Source organism: Methylobacterium sp. Leaf94 (assembly GCF_001426045.1).
Lineage (GTDB): Bacteria > Pseudomonadota > Alphaproteobacteria > Rhizobiales > Beijerinckiaceae > Methylobacterium.
The window spans coordinates 125,238-140,599 of sequence record NZ_LMRM01000064.1; the positions used below are offsets into that span (position 1 = coordinate 125,238).

Here is a 15,362-nt window from a genome sequence, read left to right on the forward strand (position 1 = left end):
GGGATCATGACGGTTTCGTGCCGGTCGCCCCGCGGGGCGCCGGCACCCCATCCGCCTCAGGCGCGGATGCGCGAGAGGCCGATACCGTCCATGGCGGCTTGGTCGCGGGCCGCTTCGGCGACGCGCTCGGCGGTGCGCTCCCGGTCGTCCAGGATCTCGATCTTCTTCAGGTCCTCGAAGGCCTCGCCGAGCTCGGCCTTGGCCTCGGCGAGCTGCCCCTCGAGGGCGGCGGCCGACTGGCGCATGTTGTCCCGGCGGGTGGCGGCGGCCCGGGCATAGGTCGGGTAGGCGAAATGGGCCGGATCGGTGATGCCGGCGCGGCTCTCCTCGTGGGCGACCTCGCGGTCGAGCTCCATCGCCATGCGGGTGAAGTCCGCCTTCATCATCTCGATCTGCGTCACGCGCCGACGCTTCTCGTCGACCTGGAAGCGTCGCAGCCGGATCAACGTGTCACGGGATTTCATGGGCGGGTTCACTCCACGCAACGCACGGCTCGCCGGTGCGCGACCGGCCGCGCCCCGGGCCCGGCATCGGGAGATGGAGCCGGGGCGTCCTCTCAGGGCGCGCCGACGATCTCTGCCAGGCGACGGTAACCCTCGCCGATCGAAGTTGCTTCTTCCTTACCCTGACCCAGAAAAACCTCCATTTCGGGCATGAGCGCGATCGCCTCGTCCACTTCCGGCGAGGCGCCCGCCCGGTAGGCGCCCAGACGGATCAGCTCCTCCATGTCGGCGTAGGTGGAGAGCAGGCGACGGGCCCGGCGCACCGTCGGCAGGTGCGCGGGGTCGCAGGCGCGAGGCATGGTGCGGGAAACGGAGCGCAGGACGTTGATCGCCGGGTAGCGCCCGCGCTCGGCGATGCCGCGCTCCATCACGATATGCCCGTCGAGGATGCCCCGGACCGCATCGGCCACGGGCTCGTTGTGGTCGTCGCCCTCGACCAGGACGGTGAACAGGCCGGAGATCGCCCCCTGCCCCGTCCCGGGCCCGGCCCGCTCGAGGAGCCGGGGCAGCTCGCTGAACACGGTGGGCGTGTAGCCCTTGGCGGTGGGCGGCTCGCCGGCTGCGAGGCCGATGTCGCGCTGGGCCATGGCGAAGCGGGTGATCGAATCGATCATGCACAGGACCTGTGCGCCCTGATCGCGAAAATACTCCGCCATCGCCAGGGTGACGTAGGCGGCGTTGCGGCGCATCAGGGCCGGCTCGTCGGAGGTGGCCACCACCACCACCGACCGGGCAAGGCCGGCGGCGCCGAGATCGTCCTGGAGGAATTCCTGCACCTCGCGGCCGCGCTCGCCCACGAGGCCGATCACCGCCACGTCGGCGGCGGTGTAGCGGGCGAGCATCGACAGCAGCACCGACTTGCCGACGCCGGACCCGGCGAAGATGCCCATGCGCTGCCCGGCGCACATCGTCAGGAAGGTGTTGATGCAGCGGATACCGAGGTCGAGGGGCGGCCCGACCCGCTGCCGGGCATGGGCCGGGGGCGGATCGGCCCGCAGCGGATAGATCGCCGGGCCGGGGGGCAGCGGCCCGAGGCCGTCGATGGGCCGGCCGAGGGCGTCGATGGTCCGGCCGAGCCAGGCGGCGGAGGGGCGCACCGCGCCGGCGGCCTCGTCCCGCACCAGGGCCGGACAGCCGCGCCGCACTCCCTCCAGGGAGCCGAAGGGCATGGCCAGCGCCCGATCGCCCTGGAAGCCGATGATCTCGCAGGGCACGGCGCCGAGGCCGTTCTCCACCGCGATGTCGAGCCGTCCGCCGAGGCGCATGGCCGCCACCGGACCCGCCACTTCGATCAGCAGGCCGCGAATCGCCACGACCCGTCCGTAGGTCTCGAGCACCTGGATTCCCGCGAGGGCGCTGCGCGCGTCAGCCAGGCGCAAGCGTCCGATGCTAGGGTCGCGATCGGTCATCGGCGCGTCTCTCAACCATTCGTTTACCTCCCTCCTTAACACTGTGTGCATCGGGCTTGTAGCGCGCCGCCGGCTCACGCCGGGACGTAAAAAATTTTCGTTCGGCCGACGACATTCCGGTGCCGTTGTTCCGGAGAGACAGCGCGCAACAAGCCCATGCGGGTGAGGCACTTGAGGGGACATGCGAAGGTTTCGCATCACACCCGAAGACGGTCGGACGAGAACAGATCGTCAACGGTTCGAAGCGTGGCCGGGCCGCGGGTCCAATTGGGTGCTTGCGTCCGTGAAACAGGGTTTGTTAACGATTAACGAATAGCGTTTCACGTCATTGACGAGGGAGCGTTCGCCACGGGCCGGTGGCGAACGAACGGCGGGGGCTTGCCCGTACGCTGCACACGGCCGGCTGGGCTGGGGACCGACGATGCGGGTACTTCTGATCGAGGACGACAGCGCGACCGCGCAGAGCATCGAGCTGATGCTCAAGTCCGAGAGCTTCAACACCTACACCACCGATCTCGGTGAGGAGGGGATCGATCTCGGCAAGCTGTATGATTACGACATCATCCTGCTCGACCTGAACCTGCCCGACATGTCGGGCTACGAGGTGCTGCGGAACCTCCGCGTCGCCAAGGTGAAGACGCCGATCCTGATTCTCTCCGGCATGGCCGGCATCGAGGACAAGGTGAAGGGCCTCGGCTTCGGCGCCGACGACTACCTGACCAAGCCCTTCCACAAGGACGAACTCGTCGCCCGCATCCACGCGATCGTCCGCCGCTCGAAGGGTCACGCCCAGTCGGTGATCACCACCGGCGACCTGATCGTGAACCTCGACCAGAAGACCGTCGAGGTCTCCGGCAGCCGCGTGCACCTGACCGGCAAGGAGTACCAGATGCTGGAGCTCCTCTCGCTGCGCAAGGGCACGACGCTGACGAAGGAAATGTTCCTCAATCATCTCTATGGCGGCATGGACGAGCCCGAGCTGAAGATCATCGACGTCTTCATCTGCAAGCTGCGCAAGAAGCTGGCGAACGCCAGCCAGGGCAAGAACTACATCGAGACCGTCTGGGGTCGCGGCTACGTGCTGCGCGAGCCCAACGAGGGCGAAGAGCGGATCGCCGTCTGAACCACCGGTCGGACGACGAAACGGCCCCGCGCGAGCGGGGCCTTTTTTGTTCGTGCGGACACCCGTCGTCCCCTCCCCCGCGCGGCGTCGACCGACCAAGCGCAGATGGCGCGGGCCTGCGCCCGCGCCACGATCCGTCGGATGCCGCTCAGAGGCCGACCACCCGGCGCAACGCCGGGGCAACGGCCAAGGCCGGCGCGACCGCCACGGCGGCGGGGTTGAGCACCGGCAGCGGCCGAGCCTGCGGTGCGAGGGACGCGGCGGCCTGGTTGTACAGGCCCCGGTGCTTGGTGTTCGGGACGAGCTTCTCGGTCAGGCCGATCACCGTCTCGGCGGCGCCGAGCAGCAGGGCACCGTCGGCGGCCAGGCTGCCGCTGAGGCGGGCCAGCACGTCGCCCTTGGTCGGCGCATCGAAATAGATCAGCACGTTGCGGCAGTAGATGATGTCGAACGTCCCCAGCGAATCGAAGGGCTGCAGCAGGTTCAGCGGGCGGTAATCCACCATCTGCCGCAGGCTGGCCGAGATGCGCCACTGCTCGCCGACCTGCTCGAAGTGCTTGATGAGCGACTGCACGGGCAGGCCGCGCTGCACCTCGAAATGGCTGTAGAGCCCGGCCTTCGCCTTCTCGAGCACCTCGGTCGACAGGTCGGTGCCGACGAGGTCGACGGTCCAGCCGGCGAGGCGCGGGGCGGCGTCCTGCAGCATCATCGCCAGGGAATAGGGTTCCTGGCCGGTGGAGGCGGCGGCGCACCAGATCCGCAGGCGGCGCTGCACGGCCCGGCGGGCCATGGCCTCGGGGAGCAGCACGTCGCGGAACAGGTCGAACGGCGTTCGGTCGCGAAAGAAGAAGGTCTCGTTGGTGGTCATCGCCTCGACCACGGCCCGCTCCATCGCGAGGTCGCGGCCGCCCTTCAGGGCGTTCACCAGCGCCCCGAGATCGGCGAGGTTGAAGCGCCGGCAGATCGGACCGAGGCGGCTCTCGACGAGGTAGCGCTTCTCTCCGCTGAGCGCGAGGCCGGAGCGGGTCTTGAGGTAGGCGCGCAGGAAATCGAACTCGACGTCGGTCATGCGCCCTGCCCCGTCAGAAGATTGCGCAGCGCCGGGCCGATCTCGCCCAGAGGCAGGATCGCCTGGGCGAGTCCCGCCTTGGCGATGCTGCCGGGCATGCCCCAGACCGTACTGGTCGCCTCGTCCTGGGCGAGCACCGCCGCCCCGGCCTCCGTCAGCGCGCGGGCCCCGCCCGTCCCGTCCGAGCCCATGCCGGTGAGGACGACCGCGAGGGTCGCGGCGCCGAAGATCGCGGCGGCATCCTGGAACAGCACGTCCACGGCGGGCCGGCAGAAATTCACCACGGGCCCGTCATGCAGGCGGATGGTCACGTCCTGGCGGCTTCCGCCCAGGCCCATGTGCCGTCCGCCCGGCGCCACGTAGATCCGGCCCGGCTGCAGGCGCTCGTCGGCCTTGCCCTCGGCGGCCGGCAGGCCGGTGCGGACGCCGAGATGCTCGGCGAAGACCGCGGTGAAGACCGGCGGCATGTGCTGGACGATGAGGACCGGGAACTGACGGAGCGTGGCGCTGCCGATCTTCTCCAGCACCTCGCCCACCGCGCGGGGCCCGCCGGTGGAGGCGCCGATGAGCAGGACGCGGGGCGCGACGCCGGTGCGGGCCTTCGGCCGCAGCACCAGGGGGGCGGTCGGACGCAGGGCCGAGACCGGTGCGGGCGCGTGGGACCCGGGAGAGACGGGGATCGGCGCGCCGGAGGCGCCGCGCTTGCGCGCCCGGGCGGAGCCGAAGAGGCGCACCCGCTCGATCAGGTCGGTGCGGAAGGCGTCCGAGGTGGTCACGCCCCGGTTGCTCTCGGGCTTCGGGATGTAGTCCACGGCCCCGAGGGCGAGACAGCGCAGGGAGATGTCGGCGTTGCGGGTGGTCAGGGTCGACATCATGATGACCTGGACGCCGGGGCTCTTGGCGAGCAGCAGCGGCAGGGCCTGGGTGCCGTCGAGTTCCGGCATGTCGATGTCGAGGAGGATGACGTCGGGGTCGTGGCGCGCCATCGCCTCGACGGCGATCCGGCCGTTGGCCGCCGTGGCGACGACCTCGTGGCCGGCTTCGCCGATCCAGCGGGCGACCAGCCCGCGCACCACCGCCGAATCGTCTGCGATCAGAACCCGGACCCGCTGCCCCGCGAGCGGCGGCGGCGCGGCATGGGTCGACGCGAAGGTCGGTGCGGTGGCGGCCATCATGAATTCACGCTGTGAGCGACGCGGAGGAACAGTCGGGGTGGGAACTGGCCCCGGACGGGGCGGAATGCCCGGTCCAGGTCCGCGTCAGGCCGCGTCGGCTTCGGTGGCGAAGCCGACCTGCGCGAGCTTTGCCGTGACGATGTCGCGGTCGAACGGCTTCATGATGTACTCGTCGGCGCCCGCATGGAGGGCACGGGCGATGGCGCCGACGTCGTTCTCCGTGGTGCAGAACAGGACCTTGGGCTTCTCGCCGCCCGGCGTCTTGCGCAGGGCGCGCAGGAAGTCGTAGCCGTCCATGGTCGGCATGTTCCAGTCGAGCAGGATCGCGTCCGGCATGGTCTTGCCGCAGGCGCTGAGGGCCTTCTCGCCGTCCTCGGCCTCGCCGACCTCGAAGTTCATGGTCTCGAAGATGCGGCGCGCCACCTTCCGGATGACGGCGGAGTCGTCGACGATGAGGCAGGTTTTCATCGGGTCCTTCTCCTGGCTCGGGCTCAGGCCGCGCCGGCGGTGCGGGCGTTCGTCCCGAAGGCGAGGAGCGCATCGACGTCGAGGATGACGAGGAGGCGGCCGTCGAGACGGTGGACGCCAAGCGTGAGGTCGCGCCAGCGGGCATCGAGGTTGATCGGCACCGGCTCGTGGGTCTCGGCCCCGAGCTTGAGCACCTCGCCGACGCCGTCGACGATGAGGGCGAAGGTCTCGCCACCCTGCTCGAGGCCGATCGCCATCTGGGCGCCGTCCTCGGTGCGGGGCGCCATGCTGAGGCGCCGGCGCAGGCACAGGGCGGTGACGACGCGGCCGCGCAGGTTCAGGAGCCCGACGATCTCGGGCGGGGCGAGCGGCACCGGCGTCACGCCGGCCGGGATGAAGACGTCGTGGACCCGGTCGATGGCGAGACCGAACATGGTCTCGCCGACGAACACGGTGACGAAGTCGTGGGTGCCGACGGTTTCCGCGGCGTTGGTGTTGGCGGCCTGCATCATGGGCGTGGACTCCGAAGGGGGCGGGCCGGTCAGGCGGCGACGGCGAGGCTGGCGACGTCGAGCTCGGCCAGGGCCGAGATCAGGCCGCTGCGGTCGAACTTCGCCACCAGGTCGGCGATGCCGAGGGTCCGTGCCCGCTCGATGGCCTCGGTCCCGATAGTGCCGGAGAGGCCGATGACGGGAAGCCCGGCGACGCGGCCCTCCACCTTGCGCATGGCGCCCACGAGGTCGAAGCCGCTGCGGCCCGGCATCTCGAGGTCGCACACCACCACGTCGATCCGCCCGTTGGAGAGCAGGGCCGCCACCGCCTCATCGGCACTGGCCGCGGTGACCACGCTGTAGCCGGCGGCCTTCAGGACCGGGCTCAGCATCTCGCGGAAGAAGGCGGAGTCGTCGACGAGGAGGAGCGTCGAGCTACGCTTGACCGTCTTCTTGGGGCCCCGCGCCCAGTCGTCGTAGGCGAGCGGCAGGAAGTGGGCGATGTTGATGATCTCGGTGGCGCGGCCGCGCAGGACGGCGGAGCCGATGAGGTCCGAGCGGTCGGCCGAGATCTCCACGTCGAGACGCTCCTCGACGATGTCGACGATCTCGTCGACCACGAGGCCCATGGCGCGCTCGCCGTCGGAGAAGACCACGAGGGCCTGGGTGCCGGAGGTGCGGATCTCGATCGACGGGTCGGCCGGCACCAGCGGCATCAGGCGGCCGCGGTACTGGATCAGCGGACGGCCGCCGACCCACTCGACCTTGGCCGATTCGATCTCTTCCAGGCGGGTGACCAGCGAGAGCGGCACCGCCTTGTAGCTGCCGGCGCCGCCCTTGAAGACGAGGAGCGTCGCCTTGGCGTCGGCGGCCTCGACCTCCTCGACCTCGGCCTCGACCGGGATGGCGCCGGTCTGCGAGCCCTGGCTGACCTGCTGGGCGATGCCGTTCGGATCGACGATCAGCACCACGGCGCCGTCGCCCAGGATGGTGTTGCCGGCGAACAGCGGCAGGTGACGCAGCTTGGAGGACATCGGCTTCACGACGATCTCCTCCGTGTGGAAGACCTCGTCGACGAGGATGCCGAAGCGCTGGCGCCCGACCTGGGCGACCACCACGAAGCCGGAATCCACGGCGTCGGCGGCCTGGTCCTGGCCGAGGACGCCCGTAAGGGTGACGATCGGCAGGAGGCGCTCGCGCAGGCGCAGCACCGGCGAGCCGTTGATGCGCTCCACCTTCTGCGCCGTCGCCTTGTCGACCCGCACCAGTTCGAGCACCGCCACCTGCGGGACCGCGAAGCGCTGCTCACCCGCCTTGACGATGAGGGCGGCGATGATCGCCAGGGTGAGCGGGATCTTGATGGTGAAGGTGGTGCCGCGGCCGAGCTGCGTGTTGATGTCGATGACACCGCCGATGAGCTCGATGTTCGTCTTCACCACGTCCATGCCGACGCCGCGGCCGGAGACCGAGGTGATGGCGGCGGCAGTAGAGAAGCCAGGATGGAAGATGAACTTCGCCACCTGGGCGTCGGTCATCCGCTCGACTTCCGCCTGGCTGGCGACCTTGCGCTCTACGGCCTTGCGGCGGATGGCGGCGAGATCGAGGCCCTTGCCGTCGTCGGCGATCTCAATCGTGATCGTGCCGCCCTCGTGATAGGCGGAGAGGCGGATCGTGCCGCGCAGCGGCTTGCCGGAGGCCTTGCGGTCGGCGGCCGACTCGATGCCGTGATCGGCCGAGTTGCGCACCATGTGGGTGAGCGGGTCCTTGATGACCTCGAGCACCTGGCGGTCGAGTTCGGTCTCGGCGCCGCTCATCACGAGCTCGATCTGCTTGCCGAGTTCCGACGACAGGTCGCGCACCACGCGGGGCAGCTTCTGCCAGGCGTTGCCGATGGGCTGCATGCGCGTCTTCATGACGCCTTCCTGCAGCTCGGCCGTCACGTGGCTCAGGCGCTGGAGCGGAACCTTGTAGGTCGAGTCGTCGTGCCGGCGGGCGATCTCGAGGAGCTGGTTGCGGGTCAGCACCAGCTCGGACACCATCGTCATCAGGTGTTCGAGGGTGTCGACGTTGACGCGAATGGTCTGGACCTTCGCGATGCCCCCCTCGCCGTCGGACGCGGCGGGCGCGTCGGCGGCTTTCGCGGGCGCCTCTGCGGCCTTCACCGGCATCGGGGCGGGTGCCTCGCGCACCGGCTCGGGGGCCGCGGCGACCGGTTCCGGCGCGGAGGCGACGGACGCGTCGAACGGATCGGGCCCTTCCGCCTCCATGAAGGCGCGCTCGAGGTCCTCGAGGCTGACCTCGCCGGGCTTCAGCTCGCGCAGGACCGGATCGGGCAGCGTGATCTCCGCGACGGGCGCGGGGGCGACGGGGGCGATCGGGGCGGAGGCCATCTCCTCCAGGGCGCCGATGAGATCGTCGTCGCTGCCGGCCGGCTCGGACCCGGTGGCCTCGAGGTCGCCCAGGATCGCCTTGAGGCGGTCGAGGGTGACGAGGATGAGGCTGACCGCGGGGCCGGTGACCGGCATGCCGTCGCGGAACTGGCCCATCAGGGTCTCGGCGGCGTGCGCCAGGGCTTCGAGGCGCGGAAGGCCGAGGAACCCGCAGGTGCCCTTGATGGTATGAACGAGGCGGAAGATGTTCCGCAGGATCGTCTGATTGTTCGGATCCTGTTCGAACCGGACGAGCTCGGCATCGACCGTGTCGAGGTGCTCGGCACTCTCGGTCAGGAACTCACGCAACAAGTCGTCCATGAGGGGTACTCAGTCCATACGCGCACTACAGTCTGTGCAGGACCGACCTTGCCCCCTAACCGGTTAGGGAAGGGTTTCACCCCGAACGACAAAGCGGGAGACCGCGACAATATTTGTCGATCTCCCGCCGATGGGCCGAAACTCGCCGCGCGTCAGGCCAGCGCCGTCTCCGGCGGCTCCGAATCCGACGGGCGATCGGCTTCCGGATCCGCGGGAGCCGTGGCGGGCGCCTCGGGCATCGCGGCGGCCGTGGCGGTCGCCGTGATGGTCACGGTGTCGCCCTCGATCGCGAAGCGCACGTCCATGGCCGCGGCGCGGGCGACGAGGCCGGCATAGAACGGCAGGATGCCGTGGGCGTCCACGGTGCCGTTCTCGGGCGTGCCGGCGATCATCTGCTCCACGTGGGCGGGGATCCGGGCGTGGGAACCCTTGCTCTTGAGGGTCAGGGTCGGAGCTTCGCCGTCGCCCTGCACCACCACGTCGATGAGACCGCCGCGCGGGATCGCGCTCTGGGCGATCATCACGAGGTTGAGCAGGAGCTTGACCTTGTTCTTCGGGTAGAGCGCCTGCGGCGCGCTCCAGGCGAGCTGCGTCTTGTCGTCGGCGAACATCCCCCGCGACACCTTCTCGGCGTCGGCGAGGTCGATGGAGGCGCCCGCCGAGCCGGCGGCCCCGAAGGCGATGCGGGCGAATTGCAGGCGGGCCGAGGCCTGACGCGCGCTCTTGGCGATGAGCTCCAGGGCGAATTCCCGCATGGAGGTGTCGCTCTCGTCCTCCAGGACCTCCAACCCGTTCACGATCGCGCCAACGGGGCTGATCACGTCGTGGCAGACCCGTGAGCACAGGAGGGCGGACAGATCGAGGGCGTCGAGATTGAGGGGGGTCATGGTGCGCTCCGCGCAGGCGTTTCGGGGCCGCGTCCGTTCGTGAACGGCACCGATAGACGGCGCCGGAAGCTTTGAAAAGCACCCGGACGGATCGCGATCCGGGTCGACAAGGGCCGGTGGCGCGGGCATCATGACCGGTATCATGTCGATCGATGCGCCGACGCGCGACCGTATTGCGGCGACCCTGATGGAAATTGCCTGCCGGGCGGGCGAGATCCTGAAGCGGCACCACGGGGGCGACTGCCCGCACGTGCTCAAGCCCGACGGTTCGCCGGCGAGCCAGGCGGATTCCGAATCCGAGGCCTTCATCCTTGCGGAACTCGCCAGGGCTTGGCCGGGCATTCCCGTGATCGCCGAGGAATCGTCCTACGACCAGCCCCCGGCGCCGCTGTTCTTCCTGGTGGATCCCCTCGACGGCACCCGGGACTTCCTCGCCGGCAACGCGGAGTACAGTGTCAATATCGGGCTGATCGCGGGCGACCGTCCGATCGCCGCCGCTCTGGCCGCCCCCGGCCTCGGCCGGGTCTGGGGCGCAGGCGGCCAGGCGTTCGAAGCGGAGATCCGGAACGGACATCTCGGCGCGCGCCTGCCGATCGCGGTGCGGCCGCGGCCGGACCAGGGGCTGGTGGCCCTGCGCAGCAACCGGCACGGCGACATCGAGACCGAGACCTGCCTCGGCGCGCTTCGGGTGGGCTCGACCCGGTCGGCGGCCTCCGCCCTGAAGTTCTGCCTGATCGCCGCCGGCGAGGCCGACATCTACGTCCGCTGCGGTCCGACCATGGAATGGGATACGGCGGCCGGCGACCACATCCTCACGGTGGCGGGTGGCTGCGTCGTGGCGCCGGCCGGCCGGCCGATGACCTACGGGCATTATACGCGGAACTACCGCAACGGTCCCTTCGCCGCCCTGGGCGACGCGAGCTATGCGGCCAATCTCGTCCTGCCCGAGCGCAGCCCGTCCACCCGTCCCGCCGACCGGCACGCGCCGCAGGACGCGCACCGGATCTGAGCGCCGGGCGCCCTCATTCCGGGAAATCCCGCTCGATCTGATCCTTCAGCGTCGGCCAGCGCAGCTCCGCCTCGGCGGCGAGATGCGGCTCCGCGATGAGGCGCAACCGGTGCGCGTTGCTGCGGCAGAGGTAGAGCCGGTCGATCCCGTCCGGGCCGGGCAGGCGCGCATAGATCAGGGGATCGGCGTCCACGAGGCGGCCGGCGAGGACGCCGATCGGATCGAAGCCGCCGAGGCGTGGCGCGTAGGCGGCAGGGTCGCCGCGGAAGGCCTCCCGGTTCGCCGCCCGCGCGAAGCGCCACGTCAGCCGGTCCCAGAGGATCTCGTAGGCGGCTCTGCCGGCTTCGGGACCGTCGAGGAAATAGCTGACGGCATCGAACCCCCCGAGGGCGATGCGGCCCGCGGGCAGGCGCGGCAGGGTCGCGGCGCGGGCGCCGGCGGCGTGCAGCCCACCGGCCGCGGCGACGCGAAGCAGGTGACGGCGCGTTAACCACATGTTGCTTTGTTTCGCATCATGATCGCCGCGTATCGAGGCGCACCGGCCCCGGCCGGAACGGTCTCTCGGATGACAGCCCGGTCCATAGCGCGGTCTCGGTTAGCAAGACGATAGCGCCCTCGGGCGGATGTCGGCAGACAGGAGGGACGAGGCATGACGTCGAACCATCGGGCCGTCCGCGCCCGCCCATCGCACGCACCTGCGACCCGGCGCACCGTCGTCGGTGCGCTGGCGGGCGCCCTCCTCCTCGGCGTCTCGTCCCGCGCCCTCGCGGTGAGCGACGGAGCGCCCGGCAAGTTCCGTCCCGAGGAGCTGGTCGACAACGGCCATCGCTTCTTCGGCTCGATGTCGCGCGGCCTCGCCCAGCTGGTGGAGGAGGCGACCCGGCGCTGGGGCGAGCCCAACGGCTACATCCTCGGCCAGGAAGCCTCCGGCGCCATCGTGGGCGGCGTTCGCTACGGCGAGGGGACGCTCTACACGCGCAATGCCGGGCAACGGCGGATCTACTGGCAGGGCCCCTCCATCGGCTTCGACGTCGGCGGCGACGGCGACCGCACCATGATGCTGGTCTACAACCTGCCGGCCGTGTCGGGCCTCTACCGCCGCTTCGGCGGCGTCGACGGCTCCGCCTACCTCGTCGGCGGCTTCGGGATGACGGCGGTGACCGCCGACGACATCGTCGTGGTGCCGATCCGCACCGGCGTCGGCGCCCGGCTGGGCATCAACATCGGTTATCTCAAGTTCACGTCGAAGCCGACCTGGAATCCCTTCTGATTCGCAGGACGACCGGGGTGTGTCCCCGCGCGTCTTGCCCATCCCGGGGGGACATGGGCTAAACAAGCCGACGAGGGTCGACGGCCAGCTCCGTCGTCATTGTCGTCCACGGCATGTTGAGCGAGCGTTTCCGCGTGATCGAAACCGTGATGATCTTCGCGCTCGGCTTCCTGGCCGCGAGCCTGTGCGCCCTGTTGATTCTGCCCGCCGTGAATGCCCGGGCCGCCCGCCTGTCGGAGCGCCGCATCGAGGCGCGCCTGCCCCTCTCGCTCTCGGAAGTCGCTGCCGAGAAGGACTACCTGCGGGCGCAGTTCGCCGTGGCCCAGCGCCGCCTGGAGCGTCAGGTCGAGGCCGTGAAGGCCCATCGCCACGCCGATCTCGCCGCCATCGGGGCCCGGACCATGGAGGCCGCCGCCCTCACCCGCACGGTCGAGGCCCGCGACGCGACCTTGAGCGAGCGCGAAGCCGCCCTGGCCGCGACCCGCACCACCCTCGGCGGCGTGGAGCGCGATCTGGAAGCGGCGCGCCAGGAGACCGCGCTGGGCCTCGCCACCCTGCAGGTGCTCGAGCAGGCACACCAGGAGGTGCTTGACGACCTCATCGCCGCGCGGTCCGCCCAGGTCCCGCCGGACCCGGCCGGCGCTCCCGCCGCCACCGGGTCCGAGGTCCCCGACCTGACCGCGGCCCTGGTCGCCGAGCGCGAGACCCTCAGGGCCAGCCTGAATGCGGCCGAGACAGCCCTGGCCGAAGTGATGGCGCGCCGCGAGGGCGAGGCCGCTGATCTGCGCCGCCGGATCTCCGACGTGGCCGACAGCCTGATGCAGCGCGACCGGCTTCCGCCCGTCTCGGCGTACGCGATTCCGGCGCGCTCCAACTGAATGCCGCTCGCGGGCCGAACCCGGCGCGTCATGTGCGCGGGAAAACGCCGCGGGCGTTGCACGGACGGGAAAACGCGGCGTAGAAAGCGGCCTGACCACGCGGCGACCATCCGCGCGCCATGTTTCGACCATCTCGGCGCTTCATCGGATCGCCCATTCCCCTGTTTCTTGAGACGGACCGCGCCCCCCTATGGCCCTTAAGCTCACGTCGCTTGCCTTCCTCCTCGCCGCCACGGTCTCCACCGCACCGGCGATCGCTCAGCCCGCAGCGCAGCCGCAAGGGGCCACGACCGCCCCGCAGACGAAGCGCGGCAATGAAACCCTGAAGAAGTACTGCACCGGCGACTACCTGACCTATTGCGGTAACCTCGCCACCGATGATCCGGCCCTCGACAAGTGCTTCCAGACCAACTGGACCAAGCTCTCGGAGAACTGCCGTCGCGCCATCGACGTCTACCAGAAGACGGACGGCAAGAAGAAGGGCTGAGCCCCGCCCGACGCCGCGCGGGACAGCGTAGCCGTTTCGCTCGCATCGCCGAGCCGCAGCGGCTATGCTGTCCGCCACCGCGTTCCGGACCGCAAGCGTTGATGTTCCTCCGTTCCCGCCCCCTGCCGACGATCGCCGCGATCGGCCTCATCGCGCTGTCCGCTTCGGCCTGTGGCCGGCGCGGCGCCCTCGAGCCGCCGCCCGGCACCGCCGCCGCGCGCTCGGTGGCGCGGCCCGGTCTGCCCGGCGTCGCGAGCCCGCGCGCGCTGTCCCAGAGCGTCGGCCTCGGCGGGGAAGCGGCGACGCCGGAGCCGGATGCGGTCCGCGCCGGTGACGAACTCGACACCCTGGCGGTGCCGGGCTCGGGCGCCGAGGCGCCGGTGAAGACGACGCGCGGCGCCAAGCGCGGCTACGTCGTGCCCAAGGAGCCTTTCCTGCTCGACCCGCTGCTGTAGAAGCGGATCACCAGAGCCCATTTCCCAGCTTCGTGCGGGAAGGCGCGCCCGCCCGGTCGCGCCGCGCGCGGGGCCCGCAATTCCCGGGCGGGATGCCCGCAGGCAGGCCGATGCACCACTTCCACTATCGTGACGGTCGGCTCCAGGCGGAGGATGTCGACCTGACCGCCCTCGCCGAGACGGTGGGGACGCCGTTCTACTGCTACGCGACCGCGACGCTGGAACGCCACTACGCGGTCTTCGCCAAGGCCTTCGGCGAGGACGACGCCCTCGTGTGCTTCGCCATGAAGGCGAATTCGAACCAGGCCGTGCTGGCCACCCTGGCCCGCCTCGGGGCCGGCATGGACATCGTCTCCGAGGGCGAGCTGCGACGGGCGCTGGCGGCGGGCGTCGATCCGCAGCGCATCGTCTTCTCCGGCGTCGGCAAGACCCAGGTCGAGATGGCCGCCGCCCTCAAGGCCGGCATCTTCTGCTTCAACGTCGAGAGCGAGCCGGAACTGGCCCAGCTCTCCGCGGTGGCATCGAGCCTCGGTTTGACGGCGCCGATCTCCATCCGGGTCAATCCCGACGTCGATGCCGGCACTCACGCCAAGATCTCGACCGGCAAGTCCGAGAACAAGTTCGGCATCCCGATCAGCCGGGCCCGGGCGGTCTACGCCCATGCGGCGACCCTGCCAGGCCTCGCGATTTCCGGCGTCGACATGCATATCGGCAGCCAGATCACCGACCTGGCTCCCTTCGACCACGCCGCCGGCCTCCTGGCCGGCCTGGCCCGCGACCTGATGGCGGAGGGGCATCCGCTCCACCACATCGATTTCGGCGGCGGCCTCGGCATCCCCTACCGCGACGACAACGCGCCGCCGCCGGAGCCGGCGGCCCTGTCGGCGATCCTGCGTCCGCATTTCGCGCCGCTGGGCCTGCGTCCGGTCTTCGAGATCGGCCGGATGATCGCCGGCAATGCCGGCATCCTGGTCACCCGCGTGATCTACGTGAAGCGCACCGAGGGGCGGACCTTCGTCATCGTCGATGCGGCGATGAACGACCTGATCCGCCCGACCCTGTACGAGGCCTATCACGGCCTGCGGCCGGTTCGGGAACCCACGGCCGAGACGCCGCGCCTCGTGGCCGACGTGGTGGGGCCGGTCTGCGAGAGCGGCGATTACATCGCCCTCGCCCGGGAGATGCCCGAGGTCGCCCCGGGCGACCTTATCGCCGTGATGAGCGCCGGCGCCTATGGGGCGGTGCAGGCCGGCACCTACAATTCCCGCCTCCTCGTGCCGGAGGTGCTGGTGCGCGGCGCGGACGCCGCCATCGTGCGTCCGCGCCAGAGCTACGAGGACCTGATCGCCCTCGACCGGATGCCGGACTGGCTGAGCCCGCAGGCCTGA

Annotated in this window: 16 protein-coding genes; 7 read left to right on the forward strand and 9 right to left on the reverse strand. The window is 70.4% G+C overall.

Annotation, left to right across the window (positions count from 1 at the left end):
• Positions 1-56: 56 nt before the first annotated feature.
• Together fliJ and fliI are read right to left on the reverse strand one after the other, a co-directional pair.
• Positions 57-464 (reverse strand): flagellar export protein FliJ, encoded by a 408-nt coding sequence (gene fliJ, locus ASG63_RS23190; protein ID WP_056222585.1) that lies wholly within the window; start codon positions 462-464, stop codon positions 57-59.
• Between the two features lie 92 nt (positions 465-556).
• Positions 557-1,912: a flagellar protein export ATPase FliI gene (fliI, locus tag ASG63_RS23195; protein WP_056222588.1), complete on the reverse strand. Its 1,356-nt coding sequence runs from the start codon at positions 1,910-1,912 to the stop codon at positions 557-559.
• Between the two features lie 421 nt (positions 1,913-2,333).
• On the opposite strand from fliI, the gene ctrA reads away from it, so the two are divergent.
• Positions 2,334-3,035 carry a response regulator transcription factor CtrA gene (gene ctrA, locus ASG63_RS23200; RefSeq protein WP_056222591.1) on the forward strand — a complete coding sequence of 234 codons (702 nt, stop codon included), beginning with the start codon at positions 2,334-2,336 and terminating at the stop codon, positions 3,033-3,035.
• A 148-nt stretch (positions 3,036-3,183) separates the two neighbouring features.
• On the opposite strand, the gene ASG63_RS23205 is transcribed toward ctrA, so the two are convergent.
• The 6 genes from ASG63_RS23205 to chpT form a co-directional block, all read right to left on the reverse strand.
• Complete coding sequence (locus ASG63_RS23205; RefSeq protein WP_056222596.1) at positions 3,184-4,104, reverse strand: CheR family methyltransferase; 921 nt, start codon at positions 4,102-4,104, stop codon at positions 3,184-3,186.
• Positions 4,101-5,279: a protein-glutamate methylesterase/protein-glutamine glutaminase gene (locus ASG63_RS23210; protein WP_056222600.1), complete on the reverse strand. Its 1,179-nt coding sequence runs from the start codon at positions 5,277-5,279 to the stop codon at positions 4,101-4,103. Before ASG63_RS23210 ends, ASG63_RS23205 begins: the two co-directional genes overlap by 4 nt.
• An 84-nt stretch (positions 5,280-5,363) precedes the next feature.
• Positions 5,364-5,747 (reverse strand): response regulator, encoded by a 384-nt coding sequence (locus tag ASG63_RS23215; RefSeq protein WP_056222602.1) that lies wholly within the window; start codon positions 5,745-5,747, stop codon positions 5,364-5,366.
• Between the two features lie 23 nt (positions 5,748-5,770).
• Positions 5,771-6,256, reverse strand: a complete 486-nt coding sequence (locus ASG63_RS23220) for a chemotaxis protein CheW (RefSeq protein ID WP_056222960.1) — start codon at positions 6,254-6,256, stop codon at positions 5,771-5,773.
• Between the two features lie 32 nt (positions 6,257-6,288).
• Positions 6,289-8,988, reverse strand: coding sequence for a hybrid sensor histidine kinase/response regulator (locus ASG63_RS23225; RefSeq protein WP_056222605.1), 2,700 nt, complete (start codon positions 8,986-8,988; stop codon positions 6,289-6,291).
• A 152-nt stretch (positions 8,989-9,140) separates the two neighbouring features.
• Positions 9,141-9,875, reverse strand: a complete 735-nt coding sequence (chpT, locus tag ASG63_RS23230; protein WP_056222608.1) for a histidine phosphotransferase ChpT — start codon at positions 9,873-9,875, stop codon at positions 9,141-9,143.
• A 142-nt stretch (positions 9,876-10,017) separates the two neighbouring features.
• Between chpT and ASG63_RS23235 the strand changes: the two genes are divergently transcribed.
• Entirely contained in the window at positions 10,018-10,884 is an 867-nt protein-coding gene (locus ASG63_RS23235; protein WP_082487371.1) for a 3'(2'),5'-bisphosphate nucleotidase CysQ family protein, read from the forward strand.
• Positions 10,885-10,897: 13 nt separating this feature from the next.
• On the opposite strand, the gene ASG63_RS23240 is transcribed toward ASG63_RS23235, so the two are convergent.
• The gene (locus tag ASG63_RS23240) at positions 10,898-11,380 is read right to left on the reverse strand and encodes a hypothetical protein (protein ID WP_056222614.1); all 483 of its coding nucleotides are present in this window, start codon (positions 11,378-11,380) and stop codon (positions 10,898-10,900) included.
• A gap of 153 nt (positions 11,381-11,533) precedes the next feature.
• Here ASG63_RS23240 and ASG63_RS23245 point away from each other — a divergent pair, with 153 nt between their 5' ends.
• The 5 genes from ASG63_RS23245 (at position 11,534) to lysA (ending at position 15,362) form a co-directional block, all read left to right on the forward strand.
• A complete protein-coding gene (locus ASG63_RS23245) occupies positions 11,534-12,154 on the forward strand; it encodes a DUF1134 domain-containing protein (protein WP_082487359.1) in 621 nt (206 codons plus the stop codon).
• Positions 12,155-12,288: 134 nt separating this feature from the next.
• Positions 12,289-13,032, forward strand: a complete 744-nt coding sequence (locus tag ASG63_RS23250; RefSeq protein WP_056222975.1) for a hypothetical protein — start codon at positions 12,289-12,291, stop codon at positions 13,030-13,032.
• A gap of 190 nt (positions 13,033-13,222) precedes the next feature.
• Positions 13,223-13,519, forward strand: coding sequence for a hypothetical protein (locus ASG63_RS23255; RefSeq protein ID WP_056222617.1), 297 nt, complete (start codon positions 13,223-13,225; stop codon positions 13,517-13,519).
• A 101-nt stretch (positions 13,520-13,620) separates the two neighbouring features.
• Positions 13,621-13,974: a hypothetical protein gene (locus ASG63_RS23260; protein ID WP_056222620.1), complete on the forward strand. Its 354-nt coding sequence runs from the start codon at positions 13,621-13,623 to the stop codon at positions 13,972-13,974.
• Positions 13,975-14,084: 110 nt separating this feature from the next.
• Entirely contained in the window at positions 14,085-15,362 is a 1,278-nt protein-coding gene (gene lysA / locus ASG63_RS23265; protein WP_056222623.1) for a diaminopimelate decarboxylase, read from the forward strand.

Excerpts from the sequence above, each read along its gene's own strand:
- fliJ (WP_056222585.1), bottom strand. The coding sequence starts at position 464 with ATGAAATCCCGTGACACGTTGATCCGGCTGCGACGCTTCCAGGTCGAC.
- fliI (WP_056222588.1), bottom strand. The coding sequence starts at position 1,912 with ATGACCGATCGCGACCCTAGCATCGGACGCTTGCGCCTGGCTGACGCG.
- ctrA (WP_056222591.1), top strand. The coding sequence starts at position 2,334 with ATGCGGGTACTTCTGATCGAGGACGACAGCGCGACCGCGCAGAGCATC.
- ASG63_RS23205 (WP_056222596.1), bottom strand. The coding sequence starts at position 4,104 with ATGACCGACGTCGAGTTCGATTTCCTGCGCGCCTACCTCAAGACCCGC.
- ASG63_RS23210 (WP_056222600.1), bottom strand. The coding sequence starts at position 5,279 with ATGATGGCCGCCACCGCACCGACCTTCGCGTCGACCCATGCCGCGCCG.
- ASG63_RS23215 (WP_056222602.1), bottom strand. The coding sequence starts at position 5,747 with ATGAAAACCTGCCTCATCGTCGACGACTCCGCCGTCATCCGGAAGGTG.
- ASG63_RS23220 (WP_056222960.1), bottom strand. The coding sequence starts at position 6,256 with ATGCAGGCCGCCAACACCAACGCCGCGGAAACCGTCGGCACCCACGAC.
- ASG63_RS23225 (WP_056222605.1), bottom strand. The coding sequence starts at position 8,988 with ATGGACGACTTGTTGCGTGAGTTCCTGACCGAGAGTGCCGAGCACCTC.
- chpT (WP_056222608.1), bottom strand. The coding sequence starts at position 9,875 with ATGACCCCCCTCAATCTCGACGCCCTCGATCTGTCCGCCCTCCTGTGC.
- ASG63_RS23235 (WP_082487371.1), top strand. The coding sequence starts at position 10,018 with ATGTCGATCGATGCGCCGACGCGCGACCGTATTGCGGCGACCCTGATG.
- ASG63_RS23240 (WP_056222614.1), bottom strand. The coding sequence starts at position 11,380 with ATGTGGTTAACGCGCCGTCACCTGCTTCGCGTCGCCGCGGCCGGTGGG.
- ASG63_RS23245 (WP_082487359.1), top strand. The coding sequence starts at position 11,534 with ATGACGTCGAACCATCGGGCCGTCCGCGCCCGCCCATCGCACGCACCT.
- ASG63_RS23255 (WP_056222617.1), top strand. The coding sequence starts at position 13,223 with ATGGCCCTTAAGCTCACGTCGCTTGCCTTCCTCCTCGCCGCCACGGTC.
- ASG63_RS23260 (WP_056222620.1), top strand. The coding sequence starts at position 13,621 with ATGTTCCTCCGTTCCCGCCCCCTGCCGACGATCGCCGCGATCGGCCTC.
- lysA (WP_056222623.1), top strand. The coding sequence starts at position 14,085 with ATGCACCACTTCCACTATCGTGACGGTCGGCTCCAGGCGGAGGATGTC.